25 protein-coding genes are annotated in these 20,480 nt (G+C 58.4%); 22 read left to right on the forward strand and 3 right to left on the reverse strand.

From position 1 onward, the window contains the following. Positions 1-32 precede the first annotated feature (32 nt). From GFC01_RS09570 to GFC01_RS09645, 16 genes are all read left to right on the forward strand, one after another. On the forward strand, positions 33-944 hold the full coding sequence (locus GFC01_RS09570) for a radical SAM protein (RefSeq protein ID WP_152946634.1): 912 nt from the start codon (positions 33-35) through the stop codon (positions 942-944). Between the two features lie 212 nt (positions 945-1,156). Then, positions 1,157-2,443, forward strand: a complete 1,287-nt coding sequence (larA, locus tag GFC01_RS09575) for a nickel-dependent lactate racemase (RefSeq protein WP_152946637.1) — start codon at positions 1,157-1,159, stop codon at positions 2,441-2,443. After that, entirely contained in the window at positions 2,440-3,573 is a 1,134-nt protein-coding gene (locus tag GFC01_RS09580; protein WP_152946639.1) for a glycerate kinase, read from the forward strand. The genes larA and GFC01_RS09580 overlap by 4 nt, the downstream gene beginning before the upstream one ends. Before the next feature lie 145 nt (positions 3,574-3,718). Beyond that, positions 3,719-4,075, forward strand: a complete 357-nt coding sequence (locus tag GFC01_RS09585; RefSeq protein ID WP_152946641.1) for a hypothetical protein — start codon at positions 3,719-3,721, stop codon at positions 4,073-4,075. Positions 4,076-4,114: 39 nt separating this feature from the next. Further along, positions 4,115-4,312 carry a hypothetical protein gene (locus GFC01_RS09590; RefSeq protein ID WP_152946643.1) on the forward strand — a complete coding sequence of 66 codons (198 nt, stop codon included), beginning with the start codon at positions 4,115-4,117 and terminating at the stop codon, positions 4,310-4,312. Between the two features lie 70 nt (positions 4,313-4,382). Next, positions 4,383-4,700: an LA_3696 family protein gene (locus tag GFC01_RS09595; RefSeq protein ID WP_423244383.1), complete on the forward strand. Its 318-nt coding sequence runs from the start codon at positions 4,383-4,385 to the stop codon at positions 4,698-4,700. A 14-nt stretch (positions 4,701-4,714) separates the two neighbouring features. After that, complete coding sequence (locus GFC01_RS09600) at positions 4,715-4,936, forward strand: hypothetical protein (protein WP_152946644.1); 222 nt, start codon at positions 4,715-4,717, stop codon at positions 4,934-4,936. Positions 4,937-5,232: 296 nt separating this feature from the next. After that, on the forward strand, positions 5,233-5,427 hold the full coding sequence (locus GFC01_RS09605; protein ID WP_152946646.1) for a hypothetical protein: 195 nt from the start codon (positions 5,233-5,235) through the stop codon (positions 5,425-5,427). Positions 5,428-5,475: 48 nt separating this feature from the next. Continuing rightward, complete coding sequence (locus GFC01_RS09610) at positions 5,476-5,799, forward strand: CopG family antitoxin (protein WP_152946648.1); 324 nt, start codon at positions 5,476-5,478, stop codon at positions 5,797-5,799. A gap of 125 nt (positions 5,800-5,924) precedes the next feature. Continuing rightward, complete coding sequence (locus tag GFC01_RS09615; RefSeq protein WP_152946650.1) at positions 5,925-6,128, forward strand: hypothetical protein; 204 nt, start codon at positions 5,925-5,927, stop codon at positions 6,126-6,128. A gap of 384 nt (positions 6,129-6,512) precedes the next feature. Beyond that, complete coding sequence (locus GFC01_RS09620) at positions 6,513-7,004, forward strand: hypothetical protein (RefSeq protein WP_152946652.1); 492 nt, start codon at positions 6,513-6,515, stop codon at positions 7,002-7,004. Beyond that, positions 6,997-7,182 carry a hypothetical protein gene (locus GFC01_RS09625; protein WP_152946654.1) on the forward strand — a complete coding sequence of 62 codons (186 nt, stop codon included), beginning with the start codon at positions 6,997-6,999 and terminating at the stop codon, positions 7,180-7,182. The genes GFC01_RS09620 and GFC01_RS09625 overlap by 8 nt, the downstream gene beginning before the upstream one ends. 13 nt (positions 7,183-7,195) lie before the next feature. Continuing rightward, complete coding sequence (locus GFC01_RS09630) at positions 7,196-7,573, forward strand: hypothetical protein (RefSeq protein WP_152946656.1); 378 nt, start codon at positions 7,196-7,198, stop codon at positions 7,571-7,573. A gap of 149 nt (positions 7,574-7,722) precedes the next feature. Next, a complete protein-coding gene (locus GFC01_RS09635) occupies positions 7,723-8,205 on the forward strand; it encodes a hypothetical protein (RefSeq protein WP_152946658.1) in 483 nt (160 codons plus the stop codon). Between the two features lie 251 nt (positions 8,206-8,456). Next, complete coding sequence (locus GFC01_RS19750; protein WP_279233461.1) at positions 8,457-8,579, forward strand: hypothetical protein; 123 nt, start codon at positions 8,457-8,459, stop codon at positions 8,577-8,579. Between the two features lie 608 nt (positions 8,580-9,187). Continuing rightward, on the forward strand, positions 9,188-10,585 hold the full coding sequence (locus tag GFC01_RS09645; protein ID WP_152946660.1) for an S-layer homology domain-containing protein: 1,398 nt from the start codon (positions 9,188-9,190) through the stop codon (positions 10,583-10,585). Positions 10,586-10,686: 101 nt separating this feature from the next. Here the strand turns inward: GFC01_RS09645 and GFC01_RS09650 are convergent, their stop codons facing one another. Continuing rightward, positions 10,687-11,595: a DMT family transporter gene (locus GFC01_RS09650; protein ID WP_152946662.1), complete on the reverse strand. Its 909-nt coding sequence runs from the start codon at positions 11,593-11,595 to the stop codon at positions 10,687-10,689. A gap of 102 nt (positions 11,596-11,697) precedes the next feature. Between GFC01_RS09650 and GFC01_RS09655 the strand changes: the two genes are divergently transcribed. Beyond that, positions 11,698-11,835: a hypothetical protein gene (locus GFC01_RS09655; RefSeq protein ID WP_152946664.1), complete on the forward strand. Its 138-nt coding sequence runs from the start codon at positions 11,698-11,700 to the stop codon at positions 11,833-11,835. Positions 11,836-11,874: 39 nt separating this feature from the next. Here GFC01_RS09655 and GFC01_RS09660 read toward each other — a convergent pair whose 3' ends face one another. Continuing rightward, the gene (locus GFC01_RS09660; RefSeq protein ID WP_152946666.1) at positions 11,875-12,120 is read right to left on the reverse strand and encodes a nucleotidyltransferase domain-containing protein; all 246 of its coding nucleotides are present in this window, start codon (positions 12,118-12,120) and stop codon (positions 11,875-11,877) included. A 125-nt stretch (positions 12,121-12,245) separates the two neighbouring features. On the opposite strand from GFC01_RS09660, the gene GFC01_RS09665 reads away from it, so the two are divergent. From GFC01_RS09665 to GFC01_RS09680, 4 genes are all read left to right on the forward strand, one after another. After that, positions 12,246-15,425, forward strand: coding sequence for a DEAD/DEAH box helicase (locus tag GFC01_RS09665; RefSeq protein ID WP_207707603.1), 3,180 nt, complete (start codon positions 12,246-12,248; stop codon positions 15,423-15,425). A 12-nt stretch (positions 15,426-15,437) separates the two neighbouring features. Next, positions 15,438-16,238, forward strand: coding sequence for an SWIM zinc finger family protein (locus GFC01_RS19035; RefSeq protein ID WP_207707604.1), 801 nt, complete (start codon positions 15,438-15,440; stop codon positions 16,236-16,238). A 78-nt stretch (positions 16,239-16,316) separates the two neighbouring features. Continuing rightward, positions 16,317-16,553 carry a hypothetical protein gene (locus GFC01_RS09675; RefSeq protein WP_152946668.1) on the forward strand — a complete coding sequence of 79 codons (237 nt, stop codon included), beginning with the start codon at positions 16,317-16,319 and terminating at the stop codon, positions 16,551-16,553. Further along, on the forward strand, positions 16,543-17,049 hold the full coding sequence (locus tag GFC01_RS09680) for a type II toxin-antitoxin system VapC family toxin (RefSeq protein ID WP_152946670.1): 507 nt from the start codon (positions 16,543-16,545) through the stop codon (positions 17,047-17,049). Before GFC01_RS09675 ends, GFC01_RS09680 begins: the two co-directional genes overlap by 11 nt. Positions 17,050-17,217: 168 nt before the next feature. Here the strand turns inward: GFC01_RS09680 and GFC01_RS09685 are convergent, their stop codons facing one another. Then, complete coding sequence (locus GFC01_RS09685) at positions 17,218-18,318, reverse strand: DUF763 domain-containing protein (RefSeq protein WP_423244384.1); 1,101 nt, start codon at positions 18,316-18,318, stop codon at positions 17,218-17,220. 416 nt (positions 18,319-18,734) lie between these two features. Here GFC01_RS09685 and GFC01_RS09690 point away from each other — a divergent pair, with 416 nt between their 5' ends. Next, positions 18,735-20,357 carry a YcdB/YcdC domain-containing protein gene (locus GFC01_RS09690; protein ID WP_152946690.1) on the forward strand — a complete coding sequence of 541 codons (1,623 nt, stop codon included), beginning with the start codon at positions 18,735-18,737 and terminating at the stop codon, positions 20,355-20,357. Positions 20,358-20,480 lie beyond the last annotated feature (123 nt).

The following is a 20,480-nucleotide window of genomic DNA, read 5'->3' on the forward strand; positions in this document are numbered from 1 at the left end:
AAAGTTGTGTTGTTTAAGGGGGGGGGGGGAATATGCCGGAACCATTACGGGAATGCACCCTGTGTCCCCGTAACTGTCGGGTAAACCGGCTGGCGGGGGAGAAGGGTTTCTGCCGGGCTCCGGGCCGGCCGAAGGTGGCCCAGGCGTCGCTGCATTTCTGGGAAGAGCCATGCATCAGCGGCCGGAAAGGGTCCGGCACGGTTTTCTTTTCCCAGTGTAATATGAGGTGTGTCTTTTGTCAGAACCACGAGATCAGTCAGGATGGTTTCGGCCGGGAAATAGAAGTGGCGCAGCTGGCCGGTGTCTTTTTGGATCTGCAGCAGCAGGGGGCCCATAATATCAACCTGGTATCCCCCACCCCCTATATCCCGCTGATCGCCCGGGCCATTGAACTGGCCCGGGAGAAGGGGCTGGCGCTGCCGGTGGTCTACAATACCAATGCCTATGAGAAAGTGGAGGCCCTGGCCATGCTGGAAGGGCTGGTGGACATCTATCTGCCAGATCTGAAATATTTTAGCGACGAGCCGTCCCGGCGCTATTCCGCCGCACCGGGCTATTTTGCCGTGGCCACCGCCGCCATCAAGGAAATGTACCGGCAGGTGGGAGCACTGGTTTTGGATGAGCAGGGGGTGGCCCGGCGGGGGCTGATGATCAGGCACCTGGTCCTGCCCGGTCAGGTGGAGGACTCAAAACAGGTGCTGCGGTGGATCGCCGCCAACCTTCCCGGGGAGGTGTATATCAGCTTGATGGCGCAATATTTTCCCGCCTACCGGGCCGGCGGCATACCGCCCTTAAACCGCCGGCTGCGCCGCAAGGAATATGAGCAGGTGGTGGCCTGCCTGCTGGAATTGAACCGGGATCAGGGTTACGTGCAGGAACTGGAAGCGGCCAGCCCGGATTACGTGCCGGCCTTTGATTTAACCGGACTGGACGGTGGAGGGTAGATTTATCAGGTTAGAATTGCCTTAGCCGGGAAAAAGGATGTTCACCGGTTATTTGTATTATTTATATACAGGTAGAACCTGGCCCCGCGAATGACCGGTGGAAAAAATGGCGTTTTGTTCTGATGGTCTGAACAATTGTTTATCAGCCCAACGGCTGGTATAATTTTAATGTGCCTGAAAAATTCCGCTTTCCCCGGAAAGGATGATTCAGTATGATTAAGCTTCCCTATGACACGGGTTATCTGGAACTGCCCCTGGATCCGGGAGGGCGTGTTCATGTCCTGACAGCGCCCTCCAGCGGTTACCGGCCGGAAGGAAGGCCGGAGGAACTGGTCCGGCAGAGCCTGCAAAACCCCGTTTCCTCCCCACCTCTATCGGCAATGGTTGCGGGAAAAAGCCATATAGTGATTATTTCCAGCGACCATACCCGCCCTGTACCCAGCCGGATCACCGTGCCCCTGCTTTTGGAGGAAATTAAGAAAGGCAACCCCCGGGCAAAAATCACCATTCTCGTGGCCACCGGCATGCACCGGCCCAGCACTCCTGAAGAACTGACCCAGAAGTTCGGCGAAGAGGTGCTGGAACAGGTTACAGTGAAGGTTCACCGTTCCCAGGAGGATGAGGAGATGACTTTTCTGGGCAACCTCCCCTCGGGAGGGGAACTGTGGGTGAACAAACTGGCCGTGGAAGCGGATCTGCTGGTGGCCGAGGGATTCATTGAGCCCCATTTCTTTGCCGGCTTCTCGGGCGGACGCAAGAGCGTACTCCCCGGTATCGCCTCCCACAAAACCGTGCTTTACAATCACAATGCCCGCTTTATTGCCAGCCCCTATGCCCGCACCGGCATTATGGAAAATAACCCCATCCATGAGGATATGCTCTGGGCCGCTGAACGGGCCGGGTTATCCTTTATCCTTAACGTGGTAATTAACAGCCAGAAGAAAATTATCCATTCCGTGGCCGGTCACCCGGTGGAAGCGCACCGGCAGGGGTGTGCCTTTGTGCACGGGCAGACGGCGGTAAAGGCCAGGCCGGCGGACATCGTGATCAGTACCAACGGGGGCTACCCCCTGGACCAGAACCTCTATCAATCCGTGAAAGGAATGACCGCCGCAGAGGCCTCGGCCGCACCGGAGGCGGTGATCATCATGGTGTCCCGCTGCCGGGACGGCCTGGGCGGTGACCATTTCTTCCACCTGCTGGCGGACTACCCGTCACCGCAAGCGGCCATGGACCGCTTTCTGGCCACCGCGGCCGGGGACACCGTTCCGGATCAGTGGCAGGCGCAGATTCTGGCCCGCATTTTGCTCAAACACCGGGTGATTGTGGTTACCGACCCGGCGCTGGCCGGTACGGTACGCCAGATGCACATGGACTACGCCCCCACCCTGGAAGAAGCGCTGCAACGGGCCCGCTCCATGAAGGGAAGGGATGCTTCCATCACTGTAATTCCCGACGGCATCGGTGTAATTGTGGAACAGGATGGGGGGAAGGTATGAAACGGATTGTCATTGCGCCCGACTCCTTTAAAGAAAGCCTGGACGCCCCGCAGGTGGCCAGGGCCATTGCCACCGGTGTGCGCCGGGCGCTGCCTGCCGTGGAAACGGTGGAAGTGCCCCTGGCCGACGGCGGCGAAGGCCTGACCGCCACCCTGGTGGCAGCCACGGGCGGCCGGCTGTGTAAAGCCACCGTCACCGGCCCCCTGGGGGAACCGGTAATCGCCCATTGGGGGATCCTGGGGGACGGCCAAACGGCGGTGGTGGAAATGGCCCAGGCTTCCGGCCTCCCCCTGGTTCCCGTGGAAAAGCGCAATCCGTTGATCACCACCACCGCCGGGACCGGTGAACTGATCCGCCTGGCCCTGCAAGGGGGATGCCGCCGGCTGATTGTGGGCATCGGGGGCAGCGCCACCAACGACGGGGGCGCCGGAATGGCCCGGGCGCTGGGGGTGCGTTTGCTGGACGGTAGAGGTAAAGACATCGGCCCCGGTGCCGCCGGCCTGGAGCTGCTGGAGCAAATCGACCTGAGCGACCTGGACCCCCGGGTGGGGGAGGTGGAGATACTGGTGGCCTGCGACGTGGACAACCCCCTCTGCGGTCCCCGGGGTGCTTCCGCCGTGTACGGTCCCCAAAAGGGCGCCACGCCGGAAATGGTGCCCCGGCTGGATGCCGCCCTGTCCCGCCTGTCCCGGGTTATTGCCCGGGACACGGGAAAGGATGTGCGGGATCTGCCCGGCGCCGGCGCCGCCGGCGGCCTGGGGGCCGGGCTGGTGGCCTTCCTGGGGGCGAAACTGCGCCAGGGAATAGAACTGGTGATGGAGGCGGTAAACCTGGAGGGCATCCTCGCCCGGGGTGCCGACCTGGTTATTACGGGAGAAGGGGAAATAAACAGCCAGACGGCCTCCGGAAAGGTGCCCGCCGGGGTGGCCCGGGTGGCCGGCAGGTATGGTATCCCGGTGGTTGCCCTGGTGGGCTCCATTGGACCGGGTGCCGATGAAGTATACGGCTGCGGCATCAAGGGGTACATGAGCATCGTCCCCCGCCCCGCCACCCTCTCCTACTGCCTGGAAAACGCCGCCGGCCTGTTGACCGATGCTGCTGATCGACTGATGCGCTTGCTTACGGTATGAGGAAAATAGGGAAGAGGGCATCCCGGGTGAATGATGGCTGGATTTTAATCAGGAGTGTTGCTGAAGGTTCTGGCCAGCAAAAGGGCACGGGTATGGCCCCGTCGGCCCTGTTTCCCCTGCTTGAGATCTGGCAGCTCTTAAGCCATTGAAAAACCTGTTGGATGCGGAGAAAGAGCGGGCGGCATTGGTCCCGCCCCAGCACCGGGACGCCGACCAGGTGTTGGGCGGGATTCGGCAAAAATTAAATGACGGGATTGTGTCTAAGAAACCCCGAGCGGACTTTGCCGGGGCCGAGGCCGCCCTGGAAAAAGCCCGTGCCGACCACGGCAGCTACGTCGCCATGGCGAACCTGCTGGCCGCCTACGTGCAGGCCGGTAGGGACACCACGGCGTTGGAAACTGCCATCGCCCAGGCGCTGGGAATTGCCGTTCAGCCGGTACAGCCCGTACAGGCCCCGGTGCAGGCCCAGCCGCAGGCTCGGGCCCAGCAGCCCCCGGCCTAAAAAGGCCAGGGCAACGGCCTGGAAACCGGCACCTTTACGGTGCTGGAAGTCCGGTCCGGCAAGTCCCCCGGCGTCGTCAGGGCCTACTGCCAGGCCATAGACGGCACCAAACACGCCGTCTACGCCAAAAACGGCGCTGGCCAGGCCCTGGCCGGGGCGGTGGGTAAGACGGTGGAGATCAAGTACCGGCAGGGCGACAGGGGGCTGATCGCCCTGGACGTTCGGCTTGCCGGGTAACGCGCCCCGTGGTAAAATGGGGGGCGAAGGGAAGTGAGCGGGATGGCGGAAATCCTTTATATCCCTTTATATCCCGGAAACCTTGCGAACGAAGCTGGGCGAGGATGGCGTAAAAGAATTGGTTGACCTGCTTAACCAGGCTGCAAAAAACATAAAGGGAAGCCTGGAGGAAAAGGCTTCTGACAAACTGGAGCAGAGGCTGACGGAAACAAAAGGCGGGATTGAGAAACAAATTGCTGACCTCAGAACAGAGCTCAAAACGGAGATCGCTCATACCAGAGCGGACTTGATCAAGTGGATGTTTATCTTTTGGGTAGGCCAGGTTGCTGTTATGGGTGGCTTGTTAGGGCTTTCCATTAAACTGATTTTAACGGCAATCGGCAGGTAAGAAGGAACAGGGAAGTGAGCAGGATAGTGGAAATCCTTTATGTTCCGGAAGCACTGCGGGAGAATGTCAGTGAAACGGCGGCGGAAAGGATTGAACGGCGCATTGTTCAAACGAAAACGGAAATCGTCAGAGAAATAGCTGCCGCTGAGTCCAGGCTTTTCTGGAAAACGCTGGCCTTCCTTGCGGGTCAAACCGGCGTCTTGATTCTGGTGATGAGATTGCTGCTGGGCAAGTAGCAGAATTAAAAATCGGGAGTTTTAAAGACGGTTCCTGGCAAAGAACTGACCGAGCTGGAATTTCTTGACGAGAAATTGACCCGGAATATTACCTCGACAAGACCGCCAGGCTGGTGCAGGCATTGTACGAGCAGCTTAAAACCGGCGTGCAGGAAGTGTTCGTTTCAGGTAAACTGGAAGAGTTTTTCGCTTTCCAGCCAAGTTTCACCGGTACAGCTTCGCCAACACCGTTATGATTTACTCCCAGTGCCCGCACGCCACTATGGTACTGGACTTATGAAAAAGCCGAGCATTTTTTGACAGAGAACCGGGACGACCTGTACGAAGAAATCTACCGGGCCGCTATGCAGGTTATCCGGGACCGGCTGCCGGAAGAAAAGGTAGCCCCCGGTGCCGGCCGATGCTGCATGGACGGCCCGAAGGGCGGGTATGACCCGGAGAAATGCCCACTGGCAGCGGTACAGTCCGCATTATCACGGCCCGGGATATGATCCCAGGCGAAAGACGATACTACCGCCGACAAAGGGGTGAGTGAGTCAATGTCTAAGAAGCTACCTGAATTCAAGGGTGACGAGATACCTGAATTTGCTACTGAGGAAGAGGCCGCTGAATTCTTTGCCAGCTACAGTTTCGCGGAAGCTATGGAGAAAGGGTTGTTTGAACCTGAAGAGGTTGAATTAGACCCCGAACTGGCCGCAAAAATCCGCGAGCGGGCACGGACCAAACAGGTGACCCTGCGCCTGCGGGTGTCCCAGATAGAAGCGGCAAAAGAGATAGCCAGGAAGAAGGACATCCCCTACCAGACCCTGATTCGGTCGTGGATTGCAGAAGCCATACGCCGGGAGCAGGGCAGCGGGGCATAATAATAAATCAAAAACCAGAGGGAGACCAGTGGTCGGGTATTTTAACCCGACCTTATCTCTCTGCGAAGAGATGCCGGGAGTTTACGAAAACCCCGGCCTTTCTTTTTTTAGAGGTGACGTAGCGGATGGGGAGAGACCCGGAAGAGATTGTCGCTGAACTCATGTCCCGCCTGCCTCACTACCGGGACGATCCGTACTGCCGCGGGGTGTGGGACGGGGCCATGATGGTGATCGCTCACTACGACCGGGATTTCCCGGACGAGCTGGACGACAAGATAGCTGGCACGGTCATGCTGCTGGCCGCGCCCAGCACGCAATATATCAATTGACTGACGGCAGGAGAGAAAGAGAACCAGAAGGACCCGGTCGGGGACATAACCCCGGCCGGGCTTTTTATTTTTAAGGCCAATTTCCGGCGGGAAAGGAGGCAGGCGGTTGAGCCAGCGGCCTAAATTTTTGAAGGGAGATGTGGCGGCAATGGAAAAGGTTTGATAGTCAAGGAGTTTGAATCAAACGGCAATTAACGCTTCGGCAAAATTTTGCACAAGCGTTGCCAGGTTTAACCATGCGCATATTCCAATATCTGTATTTTTCAAGAGAACAAAATGTTCTCTTGACATTTTGAAATTTTTCCAAAGGAACTGAAAAGTATGCGACTACCTACATCATGGCCCGTTCCCAAAAACATATCGGTATCCCCGCACGCGGGCGAAATGTACCTGGATCGCATCGTGGGCCTGCCATACGACGACGAAACCCTGGTCTGGACCGCCAGGCACGTCCTGGCCCTGAACCTGGAGGGCCGGGTGTGGCCGGTGGAAGATTTCTTCGCGCAAAGCAGCGGCCTTTTCCGGGTGAAGCTGGTCGGGCCGGGAATCAGGTTCGTCTACGAACCAGAGTCCCGGAGGATTATAACGGTTGTGCCCGGCAGGGGTGAGAACTTCGGCCTGAACGCCCCGGTGCCCCCGGACTTCCGGGTGGACAACGGCACACTTGAGCTCCTGCGGGTGTCCTGGGACCGGCTGGTGTCGAAGAAGTGGCCCGTTACCGGCGGGGGCAGGGACTGGCTGGGCATAAGGGTGGACAGGCGCAACTGCGTCCTGGCGGTGAAGAACAGGTGCGTGCTGTGGCTGGACAGCGAGCAGGGCAGGCCGCCCCTGGAAGCGGTGACGCCGAAGCGGAGGGAGGTGGCGTGCGGTGGTTGAGACGTGGGCTTGCGGCGATAAAGCCGTCCTGTACTCCGACGACAGCCAGGTGTGGCAGGCCGCCCTGGAAGCCGGGCTGAAGCCGATGGCCGAATACCGGCGGCCCGATGGGGTGCTGTTCGCGAAGCAGTTTGTGTGGGGGACGGGGAGGTGGTGCAGAGAGTGGTCGAAAAAGTGAAGGAGATGGTCAAATGACTGAATGCCGCTGGTGCGGTAATAAATTTCAGCCGTGCAAAAACAGTCAGAAATACTGCGACGAGTGCCGTTCCGACCCGGAAGTGGAGAGGGCGAGGGAGCGGAAGCGGAAGCAATTGGAGCGGGAAAAGAAAGCCAATAAAAGAAACGACCGGCAGAAGAAAGAAAAACGGTGCTTGTACTGCAACAAGAAACTTGACCCGTCGAGCAACCGCCAGGTCTGGTGCGAGAAATGCCGGATAAACGGCTACCGCGACACCCGCGCCATGTATATGAGAAAGTGGCGCAAAGCACCGGGCAGCAGGGTACCATCCCCGCGTAACGGATTAGACGAAAACGGTCAGAAACCGAACCCCGGAAGCCTTACGGGATAAGGCTTCCGAGAGTATACATTTTAATTTGTGAACTAAACCCGTACTTCTTACTTCTATACCCGCCGGTCTAATGTACAACAGGCCCCCATACCGGGAAGCCAGTAAAATCAAGGCTTCCCGGATTCGTTTTTTTCAGGGGGCTTCCCAGAATGCCCTATATTGCGTTGATACCAAAAACTTACATTTTAAAGGAGTGGTTATCCGTGGAGACACCGGTAATTAAACCGCCTGAAGGTTTTTCCCCGGCTTTACAAAAGGCCCTGGCCTGGTGCCCCTGCTGCGAAAAGGAGACACCCTTCGGCCTGGACGGCCGTTTGGGATACGCCCGGTGCGTGGGGTGCGGCATTTCCGAGCGGGACTTCTACGTGCGGCAGTTCAACGGCCTGTGGTCCGACGACGCGCTGGACAAATTTGTCCGCGCCGTGGAGAAAAGCCGCCGGAAATACGACAGACCGTTCCCGTGGGAACAGGCAGGGCAAATGGAACAAAAGGCGTGTCTCGTTTGCAAGAAACCTTTCACTCCAGCCGGCAACCGGCAGAAATACTGCACCGGCTGTGGCGAAGCTGTCAGGAAAGAACAGCGCAAACAGGCAGTTTACCGGCAGCGGAAAAAAGAGCGCGAAGGAGCGTGACCGACAGTGGCCGACAGAGTGCCCGCACTCCCGAGATTCGACTTCCGGAACGCCGGTATTGTCCCCGGCGTCCGCGTCCGTGTCCGTATCAGGTTTAAAAACCCCGGTACCTGGCCCGTCCAGTGTACCGGGGTGGTGGATAAAGTCTACCCGGCCTTCGCCCTGGTGCTGACCGGCGGGGGCTACCGCACCACCGTGCACATCAGCACCCCGCTGCCGATGCGGAACCTCCAAAGGTCGAGGAAAAAGAGATGCGCGTTTGGACAAAAGAAGATGCGGCCCGGTTTTTAAAAGCCACCGAGGGGCATAAATACTACCCGCTGGTTTACCTGGCGTTAAAACGGGGGCACGCCTGGGAGAACTGCTTGCTCTAGAGTGGGAAAATATCGATTTTAACGGCAAGAAAATACACATCGTGCAGACGCTGGCCGTCCTGCCGGGCGTAGTTAAAACACAGAGACCCAAAACTAAGAAAGCGCAAAGGGTTATTCCCCTTGGTACAGCCACGTACTGCCCCCTTCACAAAAAGAAGCGGTCAGGGCCATTGAAGATTTGGGGTTTTAGCCGGTTAGCAATTGGTTAGCAAACACTGAAGAAACACCAGAAAACCCTTAAAAATCAAGGGTTTCAGAATGGAAGAAAAACGTTCAGAGTTTTTCCGGAGTGGATGGGACCTGCTGAAAGTATCGCCCCCGGGGCAGGGATTTTTTTCCTGCCGAAAAATGGTTCTTTCTTTACAATTAATTAACATAAATATGGGAACTTGAAGGGCCTTTTCAACGTCTAAATAAAAAAGGGCAATTGAAAAGCGGGTTTGCCAGCCGGACCATACAGGATCCGGCCAGATTTGGCCTGTAAAGGAGAAAGGAGGGGAGGGAAAAACCAGCCGGTTCCGGTAGTGTTGGCGGACATTCCACGCCGGTACAACGGCGGGGAAAAGAATGGGGAGCTTAAAGGTAAGCAATGGAAGGGGCGATGGCATTTGCGCAAGGGGTTAATCATCTCACTGGTTTTGTTGCTTTCTCTCTGTCTGGGTGCAGGGCTGTCCTTTGCCCAGCCCCTGGACCAGGGGAAACTGCTGGGTGTTTTTCCGGAGACCCCGGCCCTGGATCAGCCGGTTACCCGGGGTGCCTTTGCCGCCATGCTGGTGAAGGCGGCCAATATACCGGCCGTAGACCAGCAGGTTTACCTGGCAAGGGATGTGGATCCGGGAAGCTGGTACGCTAAAGCCATGGCCACCCTGAAGGAAGAGGGAGTTATGGCCGGCTACCCCGACGGCACCATGCGGCCGAACCAGTCCCTGACGGGGGTGGAGGCGGCGGCGCTGGTGGCCCGCACCCTGGGCCTTTTTGATACCCTGGAGCAGCAGGCCGGTCCTTTAAAGGGGGATCACTGGGGCAATACCCTTTACAACTGGCTGACCAGCCAGGGACTGCTCAATGATGGTATCGATCCAGAAAAGCCCCTCTCTGTGGGGGATGCCGCTGCTTTTCTGTCCCGGGTTTTCGGCAGCGACCCGCAGGCCGTGGATATTGTGGAAAAAAGCCAGCAGGCCCAATCCGAAATAAAAGCCATGCGTCTGACGGGCAATATGGACATGGCCATCAAACCCCGGCCGGAAGTAGCGGAAAAAATACCCGATTTCAAAGGGTCGGGACAGATCAGCTTGGAAATGATTTTACCGGCCACCTTTCACCAGGTGCAACGGTGGCAGTTTAAGGCCGCAGGGATGGACGGGCAACTGCCCAACATGGAAGTGGAGCAGTATATGGTGGACGGCAGGCTGTATATGAAAGTAACCGACCCGGTTTCCGGTAAAGCCGAATGGGTGCGCCTGCCGGAAAAGGATACGGTTGATATGGAGGCTTTGATGAAGGAAAGCCTGGAAGCCAGCAAAATGGGGATACCGGAGGAGTTAAAGCCCTATTTGCATTATCAACTTTTAGGAACCGGGGAGAAAAACGGCCAGAAGACATATGAGATTGGTTACCACGGCCGGATTGACGATATGGCCGCTTTCTTGAAAGCAGCCGTGCCCCAATCCATGCGTGATCAGATGATGGGCGGGCCGGAAATGGAAAGCGCTTTGAAGGAATTTAACCAGCTGTTTAAATCCATTTCCTACTGGGGCCGGGAAGAGATCAACGCGGATACCTACCTGCCCGTGTCCAGCCAGACGCGAGTAGTGGTTTCTTTCAACGACCGGTTCCAGGGCGAGGTCATGCCGGTGGAACTGGCGGAAATGCGCATGCAGGTCAAGGACTACTCCTTTGGGGAGGACATCAAGATCCAGCTGCCCCCCGAAGCCCTGCAGGCTAAAGAAATGCCCGGAAATGATGAACTGAAGGGACAGGCGACCCCCGGGCTGCCTAATAAATGAACCCTTTCCGTGGGCCCCTTCCGGAGGTGAATTGCCGGAAGGGGTTTTGTTTTTGAGCGCTGTCGGGTTGGCCGGGATACAGCAGCATTATTTTCCTCCCACTATCTACCCCGGGAATTAACCAGCAGCACCCCCAAAAGGGCCACCGCTCCCCCCACCAGGGAAAGGACGGCCGGCAGTTCGCCCAGCCAGAGCAGGGCAATCAGGATGGCCAGCACGGGGGAGAGGTAAAGGAAGCTGGCGGCCACCGAAGCGGGCACCCGCGCCAGGGCATAGGCCCAGGTCACATAGGCCAGGGCGGCGGGAAAGACCCCCAGGTAAACTATGGACAGGGTGGCGGAAAGGGGGGCGGCCTGGATTTCCCCGGCCAGACCCGGGAGGAAAACCAGCATCAGAAGTGTTCCCGACCAGATGGTGTAGGAAGTGAACTCCAGGGCGCTGTACTTTTTCAGGTAGGGTTTTTGAAAAACGAAATAAAGGCTGGTGCCCAGGGCCGCCAGCAGGATTAAAAAGGCGGCGGGGCTGAAATGCATCCCGCCCCCCTCTTCCCCCAGGGCGATCAAGGCCACCCCGGCAAAACTGACGGCAATGCCCGCCCACCCCCGGGGTTGCAGGCGTTCACCCAGAAAAACCGCTGCTAAAAGGGCGGTAAAGACGGGGCCGGCGGCAATCAACAAACTGGCCGCCCCGGCCGTTACGGTAACCTCTCCGTAAGATAGGGCCACGTGATAAACGGTGATCCCGGCAAAGCCCAGGAGCAGGATGGCGGGAAGATCCCTTGCCTGCGGCAGGCGCATCCGGGTCAGTATGGCGTACCCGGCCAGGACAAGAGAGGCCACCAAAAAGCGCAGGAGGGCCAGGTGTCCGGGGGAATAGGCGGTCAGGCCGGCCCGGATGCCGGCAAAGGCGGAAGCCCAAAATAAAATGCTCACCCCGAAGGCGGTTAGAGAGCGGACATCCACTTTGTGACAGGCAACGTATACGGGTTTTTTTGCTACTGCCTGCTTCATGTTAACCCCTTTTCCTCTTATTCCTAAACCATTATAATATTTAAGTAATAAATTATCCAGGGAAAAAATGCAATCCGACATGCTTTCGGGGTGGCCGCGTTTATGCTCACCTGGGAAGAGCCAAATCGTCGCCTGTCCCACCGGCTGCCCCATTCGTACCACTTCCGCCCGGGGGTGGGTCTGGATCCCGCCGTTTTTCGCCGGGGGCTGGAACTTTTTGCTGCCTATCTGGGTGAATGAAACGGCCTGTCTCCATGATCCTTCCCAAACCGGCCGCCACTACCGCTTCACGGTCCTTTCCAGGGCGTCCTCCACCTGCAGGGCATAGTCGGCCAGCAGGTGGAGGTGGTGGTGCAGGTATTCCCAGGCCCGGAAGTCTACACGGTCGTGGCACGGCACATCATCACTCAAAGGGGTGGCCGTGCCCCCGGCATAAGACCCCATCAAATAGGCCACGGCCACCTGTGGTCGGTCCTGGACATATCGTTTAATCTCACTGATAATTTTTTTAGTCTCCAGCAGCAATTTTTGCCCCTCCCCGGAATATGTACCTTTAGCCATGTTTCTTATATGTATTGTGATTATACCATATGATTATTCGAGAAAGGTAAATAATGAGGAATGTCGAATATTACCCCGGGTGAATTTTTATGCTCGTTTTGCACGGAACCTGGCTTCCCGCCGGTACGGCGGTGAAAGATGGTGGATATTTTTTTGCCTGGGGGGAAATGGCCCCCGGCACGGAGTTTCGTGATACCGTTCTGCCCCGGCGCCGGGGGCGGCGGCCCCGGGGCTGGCACCCCGGGCAGGCGGAGAAGGCGGACTTATACCACGGGCTGGGTTTAAAGCAGGTACCGGAAACCCTTCAACTCTGGCTTTTGCTGCCCACCGCCGGCGGCCGGCCCCAGCCCTCGCCCCTGGTGCCGGTGGCCGGTACGGCCGAAGATGAAGAGCCCGTTAACGGCCTGATGACCCTTTCGCCCTGGCTGGTGGAAGGTTTTTTGCTTCCCGCCGGGCAGGCCGTGGATCTGCTTTTGAGCGGGCGTTTTTCCTTTGATGCCGTTTTGCCCGCTTCCGGCTGGCACTTCTGGCGGCGGGCGGCTCTCTGGGCCATGGAACTGCTGGTGCGGCAGCGCTTTATCCCCATGCTGGACGAAAAAAGCTACCGGGCCGTATGGCGGCCGGTGTTCAACGCCGCCGAAGATATGCGCAGGCTGGAGCTGCTGGCCCGCTCCATGCCCCCGGCCTGCCGGGCCGTGGCCGGCTGGAAAAACGGCTCTGATCCGGGAAAGGGAGGGGAAACCATACTGCCGGCCCCCGGGGTCATGCTCATGGATTTTGTCCGCAGCGTGGTCCAGGAGAAAATCGCCGGCTGGCTGTCCCCTGCCCCTGCCGGGCGGTGCAAAGGTGCCCGCAACCCGGCGGGTATGCGCTGGTTGGAGTCCTTGAGGCATGGCGGCGGCCCGGTGGACTTGCCGGAAGAGTTGCTAAAAACCATGGCCGGTGAATTAATTGCCTGGCGTTCTCCCCTTTCCCGCCGCCGGCAGTCGTCCTTCCGCACCTGTTTTCGCCTGGAGCCGCCCCCGGAAGGGCAGGGGGAGGGCGGCCGCCATAACGGTGCCGGGGAGGATGAAACCTGGACGTTGGGTTTCTTTTTACAGGCCGTGGATGACCCCAGCCTGCTGGTGCCGGCGGAGGCGGTGTGGAAGGAAAGAAGCTCCACCTTGCATTTTTTACAACGGCGCTTTGAAAATCCCCAGGAACGTTTGCTGGCGGACCTGGGGCAGGCCTGCCGCCTGTTCCCGCCCCTGGTCCGGGCACTGGACAGCCCCTGTCCCACCCGGTGTGCTCTGTCCACCGCCGAAGCCTACGACTTTTTGAAACAGGCCGTCCCGTTGTTGAAAGAAAGCGGCCTGGGCGTACAGGTGCCCGCCTGGTGGGGCGGGGAAGAAGCCGCCCTGGGCCTGCGCATGCGAATAAGGCAGTCCCAAAAGGGGCAGAGCGAGGGGGTGGGCCGGGGGATTATCGGCCTGCACACCCTGGTGGAATTTGACTGGGAACTGGCCCTGGGCGGGGAAATCATCGATGCGGCGGAGTTTCAAAAGCTGGCGGCCATGAAGGTTCCCCTGGTGCGGGTGAAGGGCCAGTGGGTGGAAATTGATCCCCGGCAGATGGAAAAGGCCCTCAGCCTGGTGGCCGGGCAGGGACGGAATCCCACCCTGACCCTGGGGGAAGCCATGCGCCTGGCCGCAGGCATACCGTCGGCAAAGGCACCGGACCCCGGCGACCTGCCCGTTACGGGCATGGACGCCGCCGGAGAACTGGGCCGGGTGCTGGAAGGGCTGCGGGAGGAAGGGAAACTGGCCCTGCTGCCGGTGCCGGAGAAATTCTGTGGGCAGCTGCGCCCCTACCAGGTGCGGGGCTTTTCCTGGCTGGCTTTTCTCTCCCGCCTGGGTATGGGGGGCTGCCTGGCCGATGACATGGGGCTGGGCAAGACCGTCCAGTTCCTGGCCTTCCTGCTGCACCGGGTGGAGCAGGGATTGAGCACCGGACCGGCGCTGCTGGTCTGCCCCACCTCGGTGGTGGGCAACTGGCAGCGGGAGGCGGCCCGTTTTACGCCGGAACTGAAGGTGCTGGTCCATCACGGGCCCAACCGCCTGCAGGGGAAGGATTTTACCCGGCGGGCTATAGCCAGCCACCTGGTGCTGACCACCTATGCCCTGGTCCAGCGGGACGCCCACCTGCTGGCCGGGCTGGCCTGGGACGGGGTGGTCCTGGACGAGGCGCAGAACATCAAAAACCCGGGGGCCAAGCAAACCCGCAGTGTCAAAAGATTGAAGAGCGGCTACCGTTTTGCCCTCACCGGCACGCCGGTGGAAAACCGCTTATCGGAGTTGTGGTCCATCATGGATTTTTTGAACCCCGGTTTTCTGGGGCCGGCCGCCGATTTTAACCGCCGTTTTGCCCTGCCCATTGAGCGCAACGGCCACCGGGAAAAGACCCGGCGCTTAAAGCAGCTGGTGCAGCCCTTCATCCTGCGGCGGGTGAAGACCGATCCCCGGATCATCCAGGACCTGCCGGAAAAGCAGGAAAGCAATATTTTCTGCACCCTGACCAGGGAGCAGGCCACCCTTTACGAGGCGGTGGTGCGGGAGATGCTGGAACGCATCGAAGGGGCGGAAGGCATGGAACGCCGGGGGCTGGTGCTGGCCGCCACCACCAGGTTGAAACAGGTGTGCAATCACCCGGCGCAATTTCTGGCGGACGGCCCGGCGACGCCCAAACGGTCGGGTAAAATGATGCGCCTTTTAGAAATGCTGGAAGAAATCCTGGACGGGGGAGAAAAGGCGCTGATTTTCACCCAGTTTGCCCGCATGGGGGAAATATTGAAGAACCAGCTGCAGGCCTCTTTCGGCCGGGAAGTGCTTTTCCTGCACGGCGGTGTGGGCCAGCGCCAGCGGGACCGCATGGTGGAGCGCTTCCAGCAGCCCTCCGGCCCGGCCCTTTTTGTCATCTCCCTGAAGGCCGGCGGGGTGGGCCTGAACCTGACCCGGGCCAACCATGTCTTTCACTTTGACCGCTGGTGGAACCCGGCGGTGGAGGACCAGGCCACCGACCGGGCCTTTCGCATCGGCCAGAAGAAAAATGTTTTCGTCTATAAATTTGTCTGCAGCGGCACACTGGAAGAGAAAATAGACCGGCTGATAAGCGAGAAAAGGAACCTGGCCGGCAGTATCGTCACCACGGCCGAGGAATGGCTGACGGAAATGAGCACGGCCGAACTGCGGGAGCTCTTCAGCTTGAGCAGGCAGGCCGTGGATGAAGAATAGCGGGGGGTATTTATGGCCAGAAAAGAGTTTGGCGCCACCTGGTGGGGCAAAAGGTGGATAGAGGTGCTGGAATCCTTTGGCTGGAGCACCCGCCTGCAGCGCGGGCGCACCTACGCCCGGGCGGGCCATGTGCTGGAGATATACATCAAACCGGGGCAGGTGACCGCCCTGGTGCAGGGCAGCCGCCCCCGTCCCTACCGGGTGAGCATAGAAATGAAAACCATCCCGGACCGGGACTGGAACAAGGTGATCGAGGCCATGGCCGGCCGGGCGGTCTTTGCCGCCCTCCTGCTGGCGGGGGAAATGCCCCGGGATATTGAGGAGGCCTTCCGCCAGGTGCGCCTGTCCCTTTTCCCCGGTGCGGTCAGGGATATCAAAACCAGCTGTTCCTGCCCCGACTGGGCCAACCCCTGCAAGCACATCGCCGCCGTGTATTACCTGCTGGGCAAAAAGTTTGACGAGGATCCCTTCCTGTTATTCCTGCTGCGGGGGCGCAGCAAGGAACAATTGGTTACCGCCCTGCGGGAAAAAAGGGCCGCCCGGGCGGAACAGGACCGGCCGGAGGGGGATTTACCCCTTTCCGGGGAACCCGCCGGGCCGGACCTGGAAGAGCAGCTGGACCGGTTCTGGGACGAGGGGGAGGAGGCGGCCGGTTTATTCTACCACCCGGTGGCGCCGGAGGTGGACGCCGGCCTGTTGAAGACCCTGGGGCCGCCCCCTTTCTGGCAGGGCGGGGAGGATCTGGCCGCGTGCCTGGCCGATTGTTACCGGACCATCAGCCGGCGGGCCAGGGAAGAGTGGCCGGAGGGGTAGAAGTATACCTGCATCTAGATTGACTTAAGTCAATCTAAATGGTACAATTCAAAAAAGCCACATAATGGGGGGCTTAAAATGCGCGAAAAAATCGGCACATCCATTGACCGCTACCTGCTGAGTGAAGCCCGGTTGCTTGCCCTGCAGAAAAATAAAAGGCTAAATGAGATTATTGAGGAAGCCCTGGCCAGGTACCTGGATCAGGAAAAGAACAAAAAGGACGGTTCCTTTGTCCGCGCCACCAGAGGGGTTATACCAGCCACTCCGGAGCTGGTAAAAAATATTCTGGAGGAGGAATCATTCCTTGACGTTTGACCGGATCGAAGGGAAAAGAGTATTTTTAGACGCCAATATTTTTGTATACCATTTCACTGGTCTATCCATCGAATGTACAGAATTGTTGCATCGTTGTGAAGATGGTTCAATTAACGGTTTCACCACCATTGGGGTAATCATGGAAGTTTTGCATCGCTTAATGATGATTGAAGCTGTTAACAAAGGTCTGGTTTCCCCTGGAAACGTAGCGAAAAAGTTAAAGGAAAAACCGGAAGTAGTGCAACAACTGAATAGCTATGCTGAATACGCTTTGCGCATTCCTGAAATGGGGATACAGGTATTGCCATACACCCTGGCCGATTGCCGGAACAGCCAGCAATTCCGCCAAAAATACGGGTTGCTGACCAATGATTCCTTTCTCCTAAGCGCTATGGACAGAATGAATTGCCCGCATCTGGCCAGTGCTGACGAAGATTTTCAAAGGGTAGAGGAAATTCAGCTATTTCGCCCCGCCGACATTGGTCATAGGGGGTGAATCATTACCCATAGCTCAGATTAAGTGGTCGTTAAGGCTACTCCTGCGGTTTTCGGCGGGAACAGGAGGCTCAAGCGGGTTTCCTCTCCATATATGGCGGAGAGGAACTTGTTTAAACCGTTGACCATTGTTTTGATGTCGCTCATCTATCTTCTCGCCCAGTCAATTTTACTGGTCATTGACCCTTTTCCCCAGGGCCGCTGCCCACTGCCCCAGGCGTTTAAAGGCATCCAGCTTTTCCCCGCGGCCCAGGCGGCTTTCGGCCAGGGCCTTTTGCAAAAAGGCGATTGTCAGGTCGTAGGTGGCCCGGTCCACCGGGTAGGGGTGGCCGTCCTTGCCCCCGTGGGCGAAGCTGTAGCGGGCCGGGTCCCGGTAGCTGGGCGGCGTGCCATAGGCCAGCTCCGAGAGCAGGCTCAAAGCCCGCAGGGCCTTCGGCCCCACCCCCGGGGTGGCCAGCAGGGCGGCAAAGTTTTCCGGCTGCCGCTCGTAGCTTTTCAGCAGCACCCGGTGCAGGTTCTGGGGGTGGATGTCGGCCAGCTCAACCCGGTGCCGGGCGGGCAGGCGGAGCATGTCCTTTTCCTGCAGCAGGGTGAGATCCCGCAGCAGCCGTTCCGGCTTTTCCCGGGCCAGTTCGCTGATCACCCGGCGGGCCGGGTCGCTTTCCCGGGCCACCAGGTTTAAGGTTTCTCCCCGCCGGTCGCAGCATACCGCCTGGTGCGGTTCACAGACAAAATCCTTCACCGATTCGCCCAGCCAGTGGTAGCGGCGGGCCTGGCGGTTGTTTTCGTTCATGCCCTGCTGGATTACCGCCCACTGGCCGGTAGCGGTGAAGATAAAGGTGTGGTGGTAGAGCTGGTAGCCGTCCTGCACGGCGGAATTATCTACTTTGGCGGACATGCGGCTGGCATAGACCAGTTCCTCCGCGCTGCAGGAAATGGGGAAGCGTTCGGCGTAAGCCAGGATTTCGTCCGGTGTCCGGCGGGAAGTGCGCCCCTTGCCCCCGGCCACAAAGAGGCCCAGCTGTCCGGCGCAGTCTTTTAAAGCTTCCTTCAGGGCGCCGCAGACGGTGGTGGTCAGGCCGGAGGAATGCCAGTCAAAGCCCAGGGCGCAGCCCAGGGCCTGAAACCAGAAGGGATCGGACAGGCGCCGCAGCACGCCGGCCGGGCCGGTGTCGGCAACCATTGCTTCAATAAGCGCCCGGGTCATCCGGGTCATGCGCCCGAATAACCAGGCCGGGCATTTGCCTCCGTGCAGGGGTAAATTGGCCACACCGGTGCGCATGATGCCGTCCTCCCGTGTTCGAAAATGTGCAGGGCGGTACAAAAATCACACAAAGGGTTCGGGTAACGCCAGCAGTTCGCCCAGGGCAATCTTGAGGGCCAGGAAAAATGACGTGCCCCTTTAACCGGCGCTTGTCAATGGCCCGTATCTGATCGGGTAAAGCGCGGGCTATCTTTCCACATTCACACATATTATATCATGCCAGTTAGGGGCTGGAAAGCTGTTACAATTAAACGTTGTTTCAGCGGTCCGGCATGGTGTACCGGAAATGGTGGGTTTTTTCGAGGGCCAGGGATTCCACGCTTAAAAATTTCTCATTTCGTGTCTTGACAATTGGGCCCACATTATAAAAAATGTGGGATAGGTAGGCGAGGGAAGGGTTAAGGTTGTAAAGGAGGCGAGCCATGCATAAAGCGTCAAGAGCCCTTTTAAACCAGGCCAAGCGCATCGCCAAAGCGATGTTTTCGATTCCACACCACTATGTTATCGTATTGGAAGACGCGATCGACCGAACGACATACACGGAGGCCCATCTGTGGTGGCGGGATTCGAACGATCCCGACAAAGGCATGGTTGTTGTCACCCTGGCCATGCCTGAAGGACGCCTCCTGGAATTTGAAAGATTTGAATGTGAAGAGCCATCGGTCCTTAAGGGCAGCCAACCCCAAGAGGCCCTTTCCATCGACCAACGGAGACAGGTCGCCGAAGCCTTTTTGATGACCCACGCGCCGGGTTTCAAAACGGATTTCCCGCAACTTCACGACGAGGGCTTCAAGGGCTTTACCCGTTTCACGTGGTCGCAGACGGTCGCCGGACTGCCGCTGCCTGACACCGGTCTACACATCGACGTTGACGCCCGCGGTCGCATCAAGGCCTTCCGTTTCAAAGGAAAACGCGTTCGGCTGCCGTCGCCGCCTGCACAGCTCCGTTCACGCGAGGAGGTCCTACAGGAGGCGAAGCGCGCCCTTAACGCTACCTTGATGCTTGCCCACTTCGATCCAAAGCTTTATCTTCTTCCGCAAGATGGCCTTGGCGAAACCCGGCTGGTCTACTGGATCGAAGGCCTTTGGCCGCTCCCCGCGGATGCGGACGTCCCCGGCCCAGCGTACAACGTGCATGTTTCCTCGCCCAAAAAGCCACGGCTCCTTCCCTTGAAAGCGTCATCCGATACTGTCGTCCTCGGCCAAGAAGCTCTCGAGTCGTTCCTTGAGCACGTTAGCGGCGACCTTAACCGTTATCCGCGGCGCGGCATGGATTGGGAGGATGGGCGGCGGGTGGTGTGGCTTAAAGAAACATATGCAGATTATATTTCTCCCGACCTATGGCCTACACCCGACGTCTTGCTTCGACCCGCAGTTCCGTCTGAATCCCAACCATCTCACCAAGCCAAAACGTTTGCTCAATTTTTTGAGGCCCTCTTCAATTTTCACGTCGCCCAGATGACCGTTTGCAAAGCTTCGGGGCGCCTCTTGGGCTTCATTCGCTTTTCCCATGAGGACGAGACCAAGCGTGTCATCTCCGGGCCGAAGTGCTTGCCCCATGCCGTGCTTAAAGCTAGGGCCGTTGCTTTTGTCCAGCGCGTCTTCCCCGAGGCACACCGTTATTTGTTCCTGGTGGATGACGAAGATGCGCTCGATTCTCCTACTATACCACAAGAAGGCCCTGGGGAAGCGTCAGGCGACAGCCCAAATCAAATATTTCGGTTTGAAGCTTTCATCGACGGCATTCCCCTTTATCTATTTTCTTGTTTCGTCACATTGCGCCGCACCGATGGTCGTATCGTCGCCTACATGAGTACGGACACGCACCCGTCCATCTTCCTTGCAACGCCCAAAACGCCCCGCGTCACCCGTGAAGCGGCCCTCGCCCGCGTCACTCAAGAGCTCGATATTCGCCTCGAATGGGAGCAGATCCCAGAAGGCGAGCGTAACGACATCGCATTGTTCTACCGTCCTTACTTTCCACAGGGGACCATACGTTTCATCGACGCCTTTAGCAGCGAGCCCATCAGGGAACGGTACCCTTAGTCCATTTAAGACCCGAGCTTTAGGACATGCTTGGTGTCCGCGACTGGGGGTCTGATGATTATCATTTTAGTTTAACGGGGGAAACGGCATTATTGACCATTATTTTTACCTTCATCGGAGTTT

It is taken from the genome of Desulfofundulus thermobenzoicus (genome assembly GCF_009428905.1).
GTDB classification, from domain to species: domain Bacteria; phylum Bacillota; class Desulfotomaculia; order Desulfotomaculales; family Desulfovirgulaceae; genus Desulfofundulus_A; species Desulfofundulus_A thermobenzoicus.

Excerpts from the sequence above, each read along its gene's own strand:
- GFC01_RS09570 (WP_152946634.1), top strand. The coding sequence starts at position 33 with ATGCCGGAACCATTACGGGAATGCACCCTGTGTCCCCGTAACTGTCGG.
- larA (WP_152946637.1), top strand. The coding sequence starts at position 1,157 with ATGATTAAGCTTCCCTATGACACGGGTTATCTGGAACTGCCCCTGGAT.
- GFC01_RS09580 (WP_152946639.1), top strand. The coding sequence starts at position 2,440 with ATGAAACGGATTGTCATTGCGCCCGACTCCTTTAAAGAAAGCCTGGAC.
- GFC01_RS09610 (WP_152946648.1), top strand. The coding sequence starts at position 5,476 with ATGTCTAAGAAGCTACCTGAATTCAAGGGTGACGAGATACCTGAATTT.
- GFC01_RS09615 (WP_152946650.1), top strand. The coding sequence starts at position 5,925 with ATGGGGAGAGACCCGGAAGAGATTGTCGCTGAACTCATGTCCCGCCTG.
- GFC01_RS09620 (WP_152946652.1), top strand. The coding sequence starts at position 6,513 with ATGTACCTGGATCGCATCGTGGGCCTGCCATACGACGACGAAACCCTG.
- GFC01_RS09630 (WP_152946656.1), top strand. The coding sequence starts at position 7,196 with ATGACTGAATGCCGCTGGTGCGGTAATAAATTTCAGCCGTGCAAAAAC.
- GFC01_RS09635 (WP_152946658.1), top strand. The coding sequence starts at position 7,723 with ATGCCCTATATTGCGTTGATACCAAAAACTTACATTTTAAAGGAGTGG.
- GFC01_RS19750 (WP_279233461.1), top strand. The coding sequence starts at position 8,457 with ATGCGCGTTTGGACAAAAGAAGATGCGGCCCGGTTTTTAAAAGCCACC.
- GFC01_RS09650 (WP_152946662.1), bottom strand. The coding sequence starts at position 11,595 with ATGAAGCAGGCAGTAGCAAAAAAACCCGTATACGTTGCCTGTCACAAA.
- GFC01_RS09655 (WP_152946664.1), top strand. The coding sequence starts at position 11,698 with ATGCTCACCTGGGAAGAGCCAAATCGTCGCCTGTCCCACCGGCTGCCC.
- GFC01_RS09665 (WP_207707603.1), top strand. The coding sequence starts at position 12,246 with ATGCTCGTTTTGCACGGAACCTGGCTTCCCGCCGGTACGGCGGTGAAA.
- GFC01_RS19035 (WP_207707604.1), top strand. The coding sequence starts at position 15,438 with ATGGCCAGAAAAGAGTTTGGCGCCACCTGGTGGGGCAAAAGGTGGATA.
- GFC01_RS09675 (WP_152946668.1), top strand. The coding sequence starts at position 16,317 with ATGCGCGAAAAAATCGGCACATCCATTGACCGCTACCTGCTGAGTGAA.
- GFC01_RS09690 (WP_152946690.1), top strand. The coding sequence starts at position 18,735 with ATGCATAAAGCGTCAAGAGCCCTTTTAAACCAGGCCAAGCGCATCGCC.